General features: G+C 68.4%; 16 protein-coding genes. 11 read left to right on the top strand and 5 right to left on the bottom strand.

What is annotated here, in order from left to right; all coding sequences use genetic code 11:
* Positions 1 to 28 precede the first annotated feature (28 nt).
* The 4 genes from MYSTI_RS38235 (at position 29) to MYSTI_RS45490 (ending at position 2,801) form a co-directional block, all read left to right on the top strand.
* On the top strand, positions 29 to 877 hold the full coding sequence (locus MYSTI_RS38235) for a CheR family methyltransferase (protein ID WP_015353229.1): 849 nt from the start codon (positions 29 to 31) through the stop codon (positions 875 to 877).
* Between the two features lie 88 nt (positions 878 to 965).
* A complete protein-coding gene (locus MYSTI_RS38230; RefSeq protein ID WP_015353228.1) occupies positions 966 to 1,847 on the top strand; it encodes a hypothetical protein in 882 nt (293 codons plus the stop codon).
* A gap of 3 nt (positions 1,848 to 1,850) precedes the next feature.
* Entirely contained in the window at positions 1,851 to 2,228 is a 378-nt protein-coding gene (locus MYSTI_RS38225) for a lipoprotein (RefSeq protein ID WP_015353227.1), read from the top strand.
* Between the two features lie 12 nt (positions 2,229 to 2,240).
* Positions 2,241 to 2,801 carry a hypothetical protein gene (locus MYSTI_RS45490; RefSeq protein WP_015353226.1) on the top strand — a complete coding sequence of 187 codons (561 nt, stop codon included), beginning with the start codon at positions 2,241 to 2,243 and terminating at the stop codon, positions 2,799 to 2,801.
* Between the two features lie 32 nt (positions 2,802 to 2,833).
* On the opposite strand, the gene MYSTI_RS38215 is transcribed toward MYSTI_RS45490, so the two are convergent.
* On the bottom strand, positions 2,834 to 3,532 hold the full coding sequence (locus MYSTI_RS38215; RefSeq protein WP_233278092.1) for a hypothetical protein: 699 nt from the start codon (positions 3,530 to 3,532) through the stop codon (positions 2,834 to 2,836).
* Between the two features lie 426 nt (positions 3,533 to 3,958).
* On the opposite strand from MYSTI_RS38215, the gene MYSTI_RS38210 reads away from it, so the two are divergent.
* The 3 genes from MYSTI_RS38210 to MYSTI_RS38200 are packed head-to-tail and all read left to right on the top strand — an operon-like array spanning position 3,959 to position 5,942.
* Positions 3,959 to 4,432: a hypothetical protein gene (locus tag MYSTI_RS38210; protein WP_015353224.1), complete on the top strand. Its 474-nt coding sequence runs from the start codon at positions 3,959 to 3,961 to the stop codon at positions 4,430 to 4,432.
* Positions 4,432 to 5,022 (top strand): hypothetical protein, encoded by a 591-nt coding sequence (locus tag MYSTI_RS38205; protein WP_015353223.1) that lies wholly within the window; start codon positions 4,432 to 4,434, stop codon positions 5,020 to 5,022. Before MYSTI_RS38210 ends, MYSTI_RS38205 begins: the two co-directional genes overlap by 1 nt.
* The gene (locus MYSTI_RS38200) at positions 5,019 to 5,942 is read left to right on the top strand and encodes a hypothetical protein (protein WP_015353222.1); all 924 of its coding nucleotides are present in this window, start codon (positions 5,019 to 5,021) and stop codon (positions 5,940 to 5,942) included. The genes MYSTI_RS38205 and MYSTI_RS38200 overlap by 4 nt, the downstream gene beginning before the upstream one ends.
* Positions 5,943 to 5,948: 6 nt before the next feature.
* Here MYSTI_RS38200 and MYSTI_RS38195 read toward each other — a convergent pair whose 3' ends face one another.
* The 4 genes from MYSTI_RS38195 to MYSTI_RS38180 all read right to left on the bottom strand — a co-directional run bounded on the left by MYSTI_RS38195 (position 5,949) and on the right by MYSTI_RS38180 (position 8,295).
* Entirely contained in the window at positions 5,949 to 6,455 is a 507-nt protein-coding gene (locus MYSTI_RS38195; RefSeq protein ID WP_015353221.1) for a GNAT family N-acetyltransferase, read from the bottom strand.
* A complete protein-coding gene (locus tag MYSTI_RS38190) occupies positions 6,455 to 7,054 on the bottom strand; it encodes an HD domain-containing protein (RefSeq protein WP_015353220.1) in 600 nt (199 codons plus the stop codon). The genes MYSTI_RS38195 and MYSTI_RS38190 overlap by 1 nt, the downstream gene beginning before the upstream one ends.
* Positions 7,055 to 7,130: 76 nt before the next feature.
* Positions 7,131 to 7,550 (bottom strand): DUF6438 domain-containing protein, encoded by a 420-nt coding sequence (locus MYSTI_RS38185; protein WP_015353219.1) that lies wholly within the window; start codon positions 7,548 to 7,550, stop codon positions 7,131 to 7,133.
* A gap of 25 nt (positions 7,551 to 7,575) precedes the next feature.
* On the bottom strand, positions 7,576 to 8,295 hold the full coding sequence (locus MYSTI_RS38180; RefSeq protein ID WP_015353218.1) for a helix-turn-helix domain-containing protein: 720 nt from the start codon (positions 8,293 to 8,295) through the stop codon (positions 7,576 to 7,578).
* 231 nt (positions 8,296 to 8,526) lie between these two features.
* On the opposite strand from MYSTI_RS38180, the gene MYSTI_RS38175 reads away from it, so the two are divergent.
* The 4 genes from MYSTI_RS38175 (at position 8,527) to MYSTI_RS38160 (ending at position 12,981) form a co-directional block, all read left to right on the top strand.
* Positions 8,527 to 9,726, top strand: a complete 1,200-nt coding sequence (locus MYSTI_RS38175; RefSeq protein ID WP_015353217.1) for a S1 family peptidase — start codon at positions 8,527 to 8,529, stop codon at positions 9,724 to 9,726.
* 84 nt (positions 9,727 to 9,810) lie between these two features.
* Positions 9,811 to 10,875, top strand: a complete 1,065-nt coding sequence (locus MYSTI_RS38170) for a DNA topoisomerase IV subunit B family protein (protein WP_233278091.1) — start codon at positions 9,811 to 9,813, stop codon at positions 10,873 to 10,875.
* 92 nt (positions 10,876 to 10,967) lie between these two features.
* The gene (locus MYSTI_RS38165; protein ID WP_015353215.1) at positions 10,968 to 12,107 is read left to right on the top strand and encodes a DNA topoisomerase subunit B; all 1,140 of its coding nucleotides are present in this window, start codon (positions 10,968 to 10,970) and stop codon (positions 12,105 to 12,107) included.
* 166 nt (positions 12,108 to 12,273) lie between these two features.
* Positions 12,274 to 12,981 carry a DUF1361 domain-containing protein gene (locus MYSTI_RS38160; protein WP_015353214.1) on the top strand — a complete coding sequence of 236 codons (708 nt, stop codon included), beginning with the start codon at positions 12,274 to 12,276 and terminating at the stop codon, positions 12,979 to 12,981.
* Positions 12,982 to 12,992: the final 11 nt, after the last annotated feature.

The following is a 12,992-nucleotide window of genomic DNA, read 5'->3' as shown; positions in this document are numbered from 1 at the left end:
ACGACGCCGAGGCGCGCGGGAGAACAGGGTGAAGGACCAGGACTGCGCGGAGCTGCTGCAATGGATTGCGCCGCGGCTGCGGCTGCGGCCGGAAGGCTTCCGGCGGGTGCGCGGGCAGGTCTGCAAGCGCATGGCGCGGAGGCTCGCGACCTTGGGGCTCACGAGTGTCTCGGCGTATCGCGCGCGGCTGGAGTCGGACCCGGAGGAGTGGGCGGTGCTGGATTCACTCTGCCGCGTCACGGTCTCCCGCTTCTATCGGGACGCCCGCATCTTCGACGTGCTGCGCGAGGAGCTGTTGCCGCCGTTGCTGGAGTCCTCGCCGGTGCTGCGAGTCTGGAGCGCGGGGTGTGCCTCCGGTGAGGAGCCCTACACGGTGAGCATCCTGTTCCGGTTGGGGTTGCTGCCGCGTTTCCCTGCGGCGCGCTTGGAGCTCCTCGCCACGGAGGTGGATGCGGGGCTGCTCGAGCGGGCGCGGCGGGGGTGTTATCCGCGAGGGACGCTGCGGGAGTTGCCGGCCGACTGGGTGGCGCGCGCCTTCCCGGGGCCGGATGAGGCGCCGTGTCTTTCGCCCGAGTATCGGGAGGGGCTCGTCTTCCAGCGGGAGGACTTGCGGGCGGGCATGCCGGAGGGGCCGTTCCAGCTCGTGCTGTGTCGCAACGTCGCGTTCACGTACTTCGCGCCGCCGCTCCAGCGGGAGGTGCTGGCGGGGCTGGTGGCGAGGCTTGCTCCGGGAGGGCTGCTCGTCACGGGAGCGGAGGAGTCATTGCCGGAGGGAGGCGTCGCGTTGGAGCGTGTCGCGGGGCCGCTGCCCATCTTCCGCGTCCCGGGTCCCTCCGCACCCGCGAAACACAGGCTCGATGTTTCAGGCGGGATGTGACGCACTCGGCCTTGAGAGAAGTGTGAGCACTCGATAGCACGAAGGGTCTTCTTGGGACGAAGTCCCTGGCCGGAGGGAATGCAACGGTATGCGCAAGGCGCTCTGTGCGGTCGCGACGTTGATGCTGTGGGCCTGTGGTGATGAGTCTTCGCGGGCGAAGCAGGATGGACTGTCGTTGGGCAGCGAGACGGGCGTGACGCAGGGCTCGTTCAGCCGCGAGACGGGTGAGGTGTCCTTCTCCTCTCGCGAGGTGGAGCCCGGCGTCTACCGGCTGGAGGTTCGACTGAGAGGGATGACGTTGTCGGGGTTGATGGACCCGGCGAGCGGTGTCTCCACGTTGGATGGCTTCGCGGACGAGGGCGCGGCGGACACGCAGTTGACGGACGCGGACCGGGAGCTGCTCGAGTCGCTCTACGACGCGCTGAGCGCGGAGCTGCCGGTGGGTGACGCGGCGGCGCCGGAGGCCATGTATCTGCGGCGCGCGGTGGGCCTGTGGGCGCAGCACCCATCCACGGTGGAGCTGCAGCGCACGGTGATGGGCGAGCAGGGGCGCGGCTACACGATGTTGTGCAGCTATGCGCGCTGCAATGGCCGGAACACGGGGAGCTGCGGTGGCGTGTACAACTGGTATTCGTATTCGAAGCACGACTGCAACAAGGGTGGCTTCAGCTACGCGGGCAACCAGCAGATTGCGCAGCTGGGTGACCACGCCTCGTGCAACGGGGATGAGTACTACCTGAACGGGAGCACGTGGGTGTGTGGCGAGCCGGACCACTGGTCGCGCCCCAAGGTGATGGGCAACTGCTTCGGCCGCTGTGGCGGTGATTGTGGTGGCGACACCCAGTACACGCTGGATGCGACGAACCACGATGGCTGTGTGCGCAACGGCCATATGCTGGCGAGCGCCTGGTGTGACGACCAGTTCGTGTCCGCGGCGGACGACGAGCTGTTCGCGCCCAACTGCTACTGAGACATGGGCCTCCGGAGTTGGCGGGGTGTCGGGCTGAGCGGGGCGCTGTGGGCCCTGCTCGCGTGTTCGTCCACGGCCTCGAAGACGGAGGCCGCGGAGGCGACGGTGCGGCGCTTCTTCGAGGCGCTTCCGTCGGGCGACTGCGAGGTGCTGGGGCCGCTGCTGGCGACTGGAGGCAGCATGCGCCCGTGCGAGGAGGCCGTGCGGGAGATGCGGGAGCATGGCCTGTCGCTGGTGGACATCGTGGAGTCGAGGTTGGATGGCAGGGATTCGGACGCGGTGCTGGTGCGGGCGCGAGTCGCGCAGGACGGCGAAGTGGGCCAGGAGCCGTGGGTGTTGCGCGTGGAGCGGCGGTCTGGTGGTTGGCGCGTGCGTTTCTGAGGGAGGCGGGACATGCGGGACAGGGACGAGGTGGCCCGACGGCTGAAGTGGGGGCTGCTGGGACTGGGCATCGCGCTCGTGTTGATGCTCCTGGTGGGCGTGCTGGAGTGGAAACCCCTTCCGAGCCAGGAGGTGGTGGAGGAAGAGTCGACGGAGGAGGTGAAGGCCCGGGTCGTCCGCGCGGCCCAGGCGGCGAAGGCTTCCCGCGCCAGGCTCGTTCCGTCCGAGGAGGCTCCACCCGCCGCGACGGTGGTGGAGCCACGGCCCGGGGATGTGCCACCGGAGCCGGAGGTGGAGAACCCGCCGCCGCAGCAGAACGACGAGATACAGCCGGAGCTGCCCCAGACGGCGCGGTGGCGGCTGGAGAAGACGACGCACATCACCACGCTGCTGGGGCGCGACGTGGAGCGGCTGGAGCGCGAGCGGGAGCAAGCGGAGGCTCGCGGAGATGAGGCGCGGGTCCGTCAGCTCGACACGATGCTCCAGCGCAACCGGGGGCGGCTGGTCAGCCTGCGGGAGGAGATTCGCACCCTGACGGAAGCGGCGGAGCAGGAGGCGCGGAACGAGCGGTAGCGAGCGGTGTTTTCACCCAACCGGAAGGGCGGCTACTTCTCGGAGCGGGAGCTGCGGGCCCAGCGAGCCCTCAAGACTTTCGCGAGGCTCTTGCGCTGTCTTGCTCCAGAGCGACGCAGGGTGTCCTGCTCGGAGATCCAGAACGGATCGAGCCGCTTGGGATTCTCGCGGACCACGTCGACGAGCGCATCGAGGAGGTTCCGGACACGCTCCGGCTCCAGTCGCGCGGAGGGGGGCACCACGTCCCACAGGCTTTCCACCACTTGGACGATGCTGCCGTCTTCGTAGGTCGCGACCCGGAGCGTGATGGCGAGCGCGCCGTCTGGGCCCTCTTCCGTGTCCCCCCAATAGAGGACCGTGGAGTCTGCCTCCAGCATGGGCAGGCCCTCGATCCAGTCCTTCAGTGTCTGGGCCGAGAGCTCCTCGCCGGGAAGGAGGGGTTCATCGACAGTCTCCGCAGGCAAGAGGTCGAGCGCCCGCAGGTCGGGCGTGCCCGTCTCCGAAAAGACGACGGAGCGCATCCGCTTGCCGCCGTACCTGGCCAGGGTCGAGAACACGTCGAGCCGACGTGCTTCCAGGTCGAAGACGTAGACGTAGCCCCGCATATCGGTCTTGTCCGGGGCGACTCTCAGTCTGGCGTCCTCCTCTGTGAAGCGGTCGCCCTCCGGTTCGTCGGGGCTTTGGATTCCGTGGCGCAAGCCCCGGGGGGACTCATCGATGAGCTGGCGCACCACGGACTCCATATCGCCCTGCACGCGCTGAACGTGGGCCATGAGTTGATGCCCGAGGCCAGACATATTGCCATACGAGTCCGGAGAGACCACCCCACGCCAGGGGCGCTCGGAGACGTGATTGGGGACCCCCGAGCCTGACGTGTACACCGCGATTGCGCATGGATTCGACATGGAATGGCAAGTGTAACGTAAGAGATATCCAGACCGTTGGAGAATCACGACCTCCGAGGAGACCCTTCGCGTCTCGGCCTGTTGCCCACCTGTGTGGTGTTGGGCGCTCCTGTCCGATGTTCACTTCCCGTCGATGGATGCGACGGACGTGAAGCCATTGAAGCACTGGCTGTGATTCACTGAGGCTCGAGGCCTCATCCATCCGCTGTGGCTCCGTGTGACGGCCCACCGAATCTCTCGGAGGGAGGCTCCATGCGGAAGCTCCTGGCTTATGCAGGCACGGCGCTGGTCATCGCCGCCGTGCTGTCGTGGCCGATGGCGGACCCTTCCCCGGAAGGGGAGCGCCGACAGGGCGACTACCACGAGGAGTGCCAGAGCGAAGGCTGTGACACCGAGGAATTGCGGGAGCTCCATGCCTCCTATGCCTCCGAGTGTCTGGATGAAGGGTGCTCGCCAGAAGAGGTCATCGAGTTGGCGGGCCACCCCGATGCCGTGGACGCGATGCGCGCGGCCTTCCAGCAACATGGTTGGCGGATAGACCCCAAGCACTTCCCCGCGTGCCGGCTGGAGCTGACGGAGACGTCGTGTGCCTTGCTGGCCCTGCTCTGCAAGGACCACTACCTGTGCCTGGATGGCGCGCAGGAGAGCGCCTGGTACGGCTGTGGCTTCTGCGTGGGCATCGGCTCGTGCGCGGCGGGAGGGGGCGGCACGAAGGGGGCGCGGTGATGACGGAGTCCTCGCCTTGGCGTGAGCGGCTGTTGGCGCTGTGCGCGCCCGCGTTGCTGCTGCTGGTGGCGGTTGTTCATCTCTTCCTCGTGGAGTCGCGGGGGCTGTCTCCGTGGAAGGGCGGCGGCTTCGGGATGTTCTCCACGGTGGACTCACCCAGCGCGCGCTTCCTCCGGGTGTACCTGGTGGATGGTGAATCGGAGGTGCAGGTCCGTCTGCCCGACCGGATGAAGGAGCTGGGCTACGACGTCCGCGTGTTGCCGACGCACGATGCGCTGGAGGGGCTCGCCACCCGCGTCGCGAACGGAACCTGGGTGCCCGAGCGGCTGGCCTCCGCCGTCACGCGCTACCAGGCGCTCCTCGCGGAGGGCGTCGAGCCGTCGCCCGGGGACTCCGACGTGGGGCGTGTCGACTTCATGGGCGTGCGCCTCTTGCGCATGTTGGAGGCTGGCGAGCCACCGCCTCCACTCGGCCGGGCGCATGTCTTCCAGCGCGTGCGCGTGGAGTTGTGGGCGTTCCGATTCGAGTCGTCCTCGTCCAGGCTGGTTGCCACCCGGATGGCAGAGGCGAGCGCGAGCGTGCCGCCATGAGCCACGCCATTCCCGGAGAGGCCGTGGCGACGTCCGCGCCGCCAAGGTCCTGGAGCGATGAGCTGCTCGCGAGCCTGCACGTCGACCGGTTCGAGCTCTGCGCCACGATGTCGCTGCTGCTCTTGATGCTCTACTCGAGCGGGGCCTTGCGGGTGCGGATTCCGCTGACCCTGGTCGCGGTGCTCGGGTTGCTGCTCCCCAGGCTCAAGCGCGAGCCGATGCTGTGGTTCATCGCCTTCGTCATCACGCTGGTGGGCACCTTCCAGGAGCGCTTCGAGGCGGACAATCACAAGTACCTCTTGAGCTACTGGTGTCTGGCGTTGTTCTGCGCGGCCTGTGCGCGCGAGCCGGAGCGGGTGCTGGCCGTGAGTGCTCGCGCGCTGGTGGGCGGGTGCTTCGCCTTCGCGGTGTTCTGGAAGCTCGTCTCGGAGGACTACCTGGATGGGAGCTTCTTCCGCTACGCGCTGTTGCAGGACCCTCGCTTCCAGTCCGTAGGGCAGGGCGTGGGACAGGTGACGGCCGCCATGGCCGAGCTCAACACCGCGGCGCTGCACGCGCTGACGAACTACGACAGCACGCTGGGCTCGGTGCAGCTCGTCTCGACGCCGGCCGTGGATGGGCTGGCGACCGTGATGACGCGGTGGACGCTGGGAATCGAGCTCGCGGTCGCGCTGGCATTCCTCGTCCCGCTGCGAGGCGCCGTGGCGAGGAGTCGGGACGTGCTGCTGTTGGTGTTCGTGCTGTCGACCTACTCGCTCGCGCCCGTGCTGGGGTTCGGCTGGGTCCTGCTCATCATGGGGCTGGCCCAGTGCGAGGAGGACTCCCGGCTGTTCCCCGTGCTCTACCTGCTGGCGTTCGTCTGCATCCAGGTCTACCGCTTCCCCTGGGGCTCGCTGCTCCAGGGGACAGGACCCGCCTGAGTCCCCTCACGACGTCGCGTTGAACGCGTCGTGATACGTCACCGTGCCCTCGGGCCAGTCGCCGTGGAAGCGCAGGGCCTGGAAGTACTCGGGAGGCACGCCGGGGAGCACCAGGCCGGGCTGGGGCTGGAAGCCGAAGCGGCTGTAGAAGGCCGGGTCTCCGAGCAACACGCAGCCCGCCGCGCCCAGGTCTTTCAGCGCGGCCATCGAGGCGTTCATCAACTGCGCGCCGATGCCTTGTCCCTGGCGGTCAGGCAGCACGGAGATGGGCCCCAGTCCGTACCAGCCCCGGGCGCCGGAGGAGATGCTCACGGGCGAGAGGGCGACGTGGCCGACGAGGATGCCGCCGTCCTCCGCGACCAGGGACACGGTCATCGCTCCGGCGCGGCGGAGCGCGTTGACGATGAACTGCTCGGTGTGGTCCGTGTGGGGCGCGTTCTTGAACGCGGCGACCGTCACGTGTTCGATGGCCGCGCTGTCCGCGGGAGCTTCGGGCCGGAGCGTCACGGGCATCACGTTCCTCGGGGAGGGGGCTTGGGGGACTCCTCGCCCACCATACGCCGAGTCGTGTCCGCGTCGATGAGGGCACGCAAGGCGCTGAACAAGGGATGGCCGTCGGTGTACTTGCGGCCGTAGGCGAGGTTGAAGGCGTAGTCGAAGTCGGCGGGGTTCATGCCCTGGGTGTGCTGGAGAATCGTCTCCAGCTTGTCGAGCGCCTTCACGGCCTGGGCCTCGGGAGACGAGGCCTGTTCGTATTCGTCCCACAGGGAGCGGATGCGCTCTCGAAGGGGCGCGTCGAGCATCCGCGTCAGGTGCCGCAGGTCTTCGCGCTCTCGTGCGCCCTTGTCGGGGTGGGCGCCCTGGTGGATGGCGGGGATGTCGCCGTGGATGGCTTCGCCCAGGTCGTGGACGATGCACATCTGAAGGAGCTTGAGCGGGTCGAGTCCCGGCAGTGCGTCGCCGAACACGAGGGCCATCAGGCACAGCCGCCAGGTGTGCTCGGCGGTGCTCTCCGGCCGGCCGGAGGAGGTGTGGCCACTTCGGAGGACGTCCTTGAGCTTCTCCGCCTCCCGGAGGAAGTCGAGGCGACTCTGGAGGGTGTCGGTGTGCATGGCAGGGGTCCTTGCAGTCACCGTCGAGCCTGGACAACCCGCCGCCCGGAGTCCACGCATGAAATATGCGCGAGGTTCAGCACCCACCAAGCCCTGTCACCCGGTGCTTGCATCCCGTCCAACGGGCGGAGCCCAGCACCTCATCAATCGCGTAATCGACTCCACCGAGCATCGAGGGATACGCCATGGAGGCGTAGTCGGGATAGCAGATGGGCCGAGTGACCCCCACCTCTGGTGCCAGCAACACGATTCCCGGCGCGTTGAGCTCCCCATGAGGGCATGCGTAGTGCCGTCCCTCCGCGTCTCCGTAGACCTCCTCGGTGCGGACGTGGGTGGTCAGGAGCTTCCGCAGGTGTCCGAGCTGCGCTTCGGTCAGCCGGAACTCGTGTCTGCCTTGGCTCTCCACCAGGTCTCTGCCTTCATACACAACGCATCCATCGCTGTAGGCCTGGATGGAGTACGCGGACGTGAAGGTGTCACCCTGCGTGCGCCGCATCCCGACAATCAGGCCCTCATGAGGCTCACTCGCCGCGCCTCCCGTGGGGGCTGGGAAGTCGTTCGAGAGTGTCGGGAGCGGATGCAGGTGTGCCGACGTGCATCCCATGCCGGCCATCCACCCGACGAGCAGCACCCCAAGGCCCCTGCTTCTGTTCCACTTCTCCAGCGTCATGAATGAGTCCTCTGCCTCGGAGTGTCTCAACGAGACGGGCCGCGGTGCCATCGGAGAGTGTCATCCGCGTCCAGCGGCACAGGCTGGCGCGGATGGGAATGATGGAGGAGGTGTTCGTGCCGCTGGGGAACTCGACGGAGGCGGGAGCGAGCGTCTCGCGCCAGCCGAGCGCATCGAGCGCGGACTCCTTGAAGGCAATCTCGGCGGTGGAGTAGCGCCAGAGCGAGCGCCCCAGCAAATCGGAGAGCGGCACCGTGAACTCAGCGGCGCGCGCGGGTGAGCACGCGAGCAGGCGGTGTGTCAGGTCGCAGATGAGATGAACGGGGCGAGGGCTCTCGTTGACGAGCCGGGCGAGGGCGTGGTCCGCCGCCGCGTCCAGACGAGCGGCCAGCAGGGCCTCGACGCGTGTGCGCTCCGAGGGCTCCATGGCCTGCGTCCCAGCTTCCCAGCGGGAGATGGTGGACTGATTGACGCCGAAGAGTTCCGCGGCGTGGGTCTGCTTGATGTGATGCAGCAGCCGCCAGCGCCGGAGGGCGATTCCGAGTGAGGGCTGCGGTAGGGTCTCGGTCATTGGCAAGGGGTGAGGGCGGATGGGGCGGCCGGGAGTAACGAGGGTGCGAGGATGATGCAGGGTGAAGGTTCCCATCCCAGGTCCACCCTTCGGGTCGAACACCTTCCCACGAGCCGTGGCCCCGTTGTGCCTCGCGACGACGCGGGTTGTGGGCAACTTGGGGGACATGCCGTGAGTGAGGGCCCCCTCGGACGAGACACGGAGGGGGCCATCTCCCGAGGACACAGGCTCGTGGCGCACGTCGGCCTGATGGTGTTGGCGGTCCTGGTCGCGTGTACGCCGACGGTGGAGACAGCGCCGTCGCGGTCGGTGCATCGCATCGTGCAAGGCACCGACGCACCGGACGATGTGGCAACCGTCGCGCTGCTTGCCCGGAGGACGCGGTGCAGTGAGTCCTCCCCTCTGTTGCTCTGCTCCGGTGTCCTCATCGCGCCGGACGTCGTGTTGACGGCGGCGCACTGCCTGGACCTCTTCGGCGTGGAGGGGGCTTACGAGGTCTATCTGGGGCCTGTGTTGCTGCCCACGCCGGACGCGTCCGGGCGCTTCGTCCGTGTCTCACAAGTGGTCATCCACCCACGCCATGTGCCTCGCACCCATACGCATGATGCCGCGCTGCTGCGGCTCTCGGCCCCCGTGCAGGTCGAGCCTTCTCGACTGCCGGAACCGTCGCTGGCGCTGACGGGGGGCACGCGTGTGCGAGCCGTGGGCTATGGCGACACGAAGGACGTGAGTGCCCCAGCGGGGCGACGCAGGCAGGGGACGCTCCAGGTGACCCAGCTGGAGGCCACCGTCTTTCGCGCGGAGCCTGGGCCGGGCATGAGCTGCGTGGGAGACAGTGGAGGTCCGGTGTTCGCGAGCGACGGCGCGGGCCGCGAGGTGCTCGCCGGGCTCACCGTGAGCGGTGACGTGGCCTGCCGCGCCGAAGCCGTCAACCTGCGCGTGGAGGTGTTGCGCGAGGACTTCATCCTGCCGTTCCTCGCGACCTCACCGCCCCCCGCCGAGCCCACACTCGCTCCCGAGGCCCTGTGCCGGGAGGCCTGTACGCGTGACACGGAGTGCCCCGCGGGGCTCACTTGTGTCGCCACGGGGGAGGAAGGGCCGAGCCGATGTCTCCTCCCGGCCCTGCGCGAAGGTGCCTTCGGGCGAACGTGCACCGAGGATGCGGCCTGCGGCGAAGGGAGCCTCTGCGCGCGCTGGGAGCCAGAAGGCGCGGAAGCCTGCCGTTGTTTCACTCCCTGCGCGCCACCACCGCCAGACCCGGAGCAACCGGCTGGGGGCTCTGAGAGGGGTTGTTCGAGCACCTCGGGGCTCGCGCTCCTGGGGGGGCTGTTCCTCGCGGGCGTCAAGCGACGCCGCCGAGGTTCATGCGGCACCCTCCGGTCGCCTCAAACCCTGGCGTCACATTCCGCCGAGCTCCGAAGCCCTGTCTGATATTGTCCAGGAGTGCTCTTCACCGCGAACGGGTTTCGCCGGTCCATCCGCCGGCGGCCGGCGATGTATATCGGCGACACGACGGTGTCAGGCAAATCCCGGCTCGTCGAGTCCCTGTTGATGCTGGGCGTCATGGGCGCGAGGGACTCCAGGCTGCGGGAGGTCTCGGCCGCGCTTTCATCGGACGGTGCCTGCTCCGTTGTCTTCGACGGCTTGCCTTGGCCCACGCCTACGGGCGTGTCGCCCTTCGCGGAGCTGGAGTCCTGGCTCACGTTCGTGAACGTCGACATCGCGGGAGGGCCGCCCCCGGGGATGCCTCACGGTCTCTTCCTTCAGACTCCCTGCATCGACCTGGGGTTGGTCAACGTGCTCTCCTCATCCCTGGAGGTCATCGCCTGGTCTGGCGGGCAGTCCTGGCGGCGGACCTTTCGCGAAGGGCTCCCCGTGGAGTCCCCCCGCGACTCCGCACCCGACCTGGCTCTCCCGTCCTCGGGCAGCGGGCTGCGCATCACCTTCACGCCAGACCCGTCCATCTTCGACCCGCCCCAAGAGTTCTCCTGGGCCGGGGTGACGGAACGCCTGTCAGCACTCTCCGCCCTGGCGCCCGCGGCCACCTGGCGTCTGCGTGACGAGGTTTCGGGGAGAGAGGTCTCCTTCCATCGCGAGCACGGACTTGCCGACCTGTGCGCGGAGCGCGCCGCGTCCTCCCGGCCGCTGCACGAGCCATGGGTCTTGAATGGACGTGTCGGGGAGACCCAGGTCGACCTCGCGCTTCAGTGGGTCGAGGACCCCGCAGGCGCGAGCATTCTCTCCTGGGCCAATCTCGAGCCCAGCCCGCGAGGTGGCACGCACCATGAGGGGCTCTTCCGAGGACTGCGCACGGTCCTGCGCGACAGGAGGATGGCCCTCGGGCTGCCAGCCGTGAGTCGTGCATTCTCGAACACGGCGCTGTCCGAGCGGCTCATGGTGGTGATGAGCCTCAGGTCCTTCTCCATCGTCTGGCGTGGCCCGATGTTTCACCCGTTGGCGACCCCCGAGGCCCGTGGCGATATCTCGAGGCTCGTCAGGGGCTGGATGAAACAGGCCCTCGAGAGTCATCCGGAAGTGGAAGCCCGGCTGCTCGGCCTCCTGCGGGGCCCTCGGCCCTGAGTCCCTCGAGTGGTGTGAGCATCATCCGCTGGGTTCAATCGCTGGCATCACATTTCGCCGAGCTCCGAAGCCCTGTCTGATATTGTCCGGGCATGAGCCGCCTCGATGGGGAAGCGTTGTGCCGGGCCATCCGCCTTCGGCCCGGGATGTACGTCGGCGACACGGGGGGCGTTGGCAAATCCCGACTCGTCGAGACCCTGCTGATGTTGGGCGTCATGGGCGCGAGGGGCTCCCGGCTGAAAGAGGTCTCGGTCACGCTCGCCTCGGATGGGGCCTTTTCCGTCGGCTTCGACGGCTTGCCCTGGCCCCTGTCCGAGGGCGTGTCGCCCTTCACGGAGCTGGAGCAATGGCTCGGGTTCGTGAACTTCGACATCATGGCGAGACCGCCCCGTGGGATGCCTCACGGCGTCATCCTCCACACCCCTTACGTGGACCTGGGGGTGCTCAACGCGCTCTCCTCACCCCTGGAGGTCATTGCCTGGCATGGCGGGCAGACCTGGCGGCGGACCTTTCGCGAAGGGCTCCCCGTGGAGTCCTCCCACGACGCCGCAGCCGAACAGGCCGCACCCGCCTCGGGTGAAGGGCTGCACCTCACCTTGACCCCGGACCCCTCCATCTTCGAGCCGTCTTCGGGCTTCTCCGTGGCCCGGCTGACCGAGCGCCTCACGTCGCTCTCCGCGCTGGTCCCCGCGAGCACCTGGCGTCTGCGGGACGAGGTCTCGGGGACAGAGGTCTCCTTCCGTCGCGAGCACGGACTCGCCGACCTGTGCGCGGAGCGCTCCGCCTCCTCCCGACCCCTGCACGCACCGTGGTGCTTCCAGGGAAGCATCGGGGAGACCCAGGTCAGCCTCGCGCTCCAGTGGGGGCAGGACCCCGCCGGCGCGAGCATCTTCTCCTGGGCCAATCACGAATCCTGCCCGCGAGGCGGCACGCACCATGACGGGCTCTACCGAGGACTGCGCACGGCCCTGCGCGCCAGGATGAAGACCCTCGGGTTCCCAGCCGAGAGCCGCTCACTCCCGGACGCGGCGCTGTCCGAGCGGCTCACGGCGGTGATGAGCCTCACCATCCCCTCCACGCTCTGGCATGGACCGGTCAAGGAGGAGCTGGCGAACCCCGAGGTCCGCGGCGACGTCTCGAAGCTCGTCGGGAACTGGATGAAGCAGGCCCTCGCGAGCCACCCGGACGTGGAAGCCCGACTGCTCACCCTCGTGGGCGTTCCTCGGCCCTGAGTCCCTCAGGCCTCGAGCCGCGTCTGCCAAGTCCGCGAGTACCCCCCAGTGCACATGCATCCCCGCCTACCATGGCTCGCATCCCTGGCCCGCGCCTTGCTCTGCTCTCCATCCGACTTCCAGAACTCCTTCCGCCGTGGTCGCGAGGCCACGGGCACGCGGCCTCATGACCGCACCGCTCGCCATGCCCACTCCTGAGTCCTTCTTGTCCGTGTTGCGCCGTCACGGCCTGTGGCCCGCGGCACTCAGCAGTGCCGTCGGGGTGGGCATGGTGTCCTACCGCCTCGACTGGAGTCAGAGCGCCAGCTACGCGTTCCTCGTGTGGAACCTGGTCCTGGCCTGGGCTCCCTACGTCATCGCCCTCGCGGCGCGGGTCCTCATGCTCAGGGGCCACGGCCTCCGCGTGCTCGCGCCCCTGGCCCTGGCCTGGCTGGCGCTGTTCCCCAACGCACCCTATCTGCTCACGGACTTCATCCACGTGCACCAGCGGCCCGTGGTGCCCATCTGGTTCGACGTGGCGCTCATGACGCTCTTCGTCGCCACCGGCTGGCTCTTGGGCCTCTTGTCCCTGGAGGTGTGGAAGCAATGGCTGGAGGAGCGCTGGGGCCGCCGCACCGCGTGGGCCTTCGTCGGCGTCACCTCCGTGCTGTGTGGCTATGGCATCTACCTGGGCCGGGTGGAGCGCTGGAACAGCTGGAACGTGCTCACCCACCCTTCGAACCTCTTCACCTCCATCGGGGCCCACCTGCGTGAGCCCCTGGCCTTCCCGTATCTCACCAGCCTCACCATCTTCTTCGGCCTGATGGTGCCGCTGTCGTACGTGGCCTACGAGGCGCTCGTCGCCCGCATCCGCCGCCCGCGCACCGCGAGCTGACGACGGACGCG

Source organism: Myxococcus stipitatus DSM 14675, from assembly GCF_000331735.1.
GTDB lineage: Bacteria > Myxococcota > Myxococcia > Myxococcales > Myxococcaceae > Myxococcus > Myxococcus stipitatus.
This window is presented reverse-complemented; position numbering and strand designations above follow the sequence as displayed.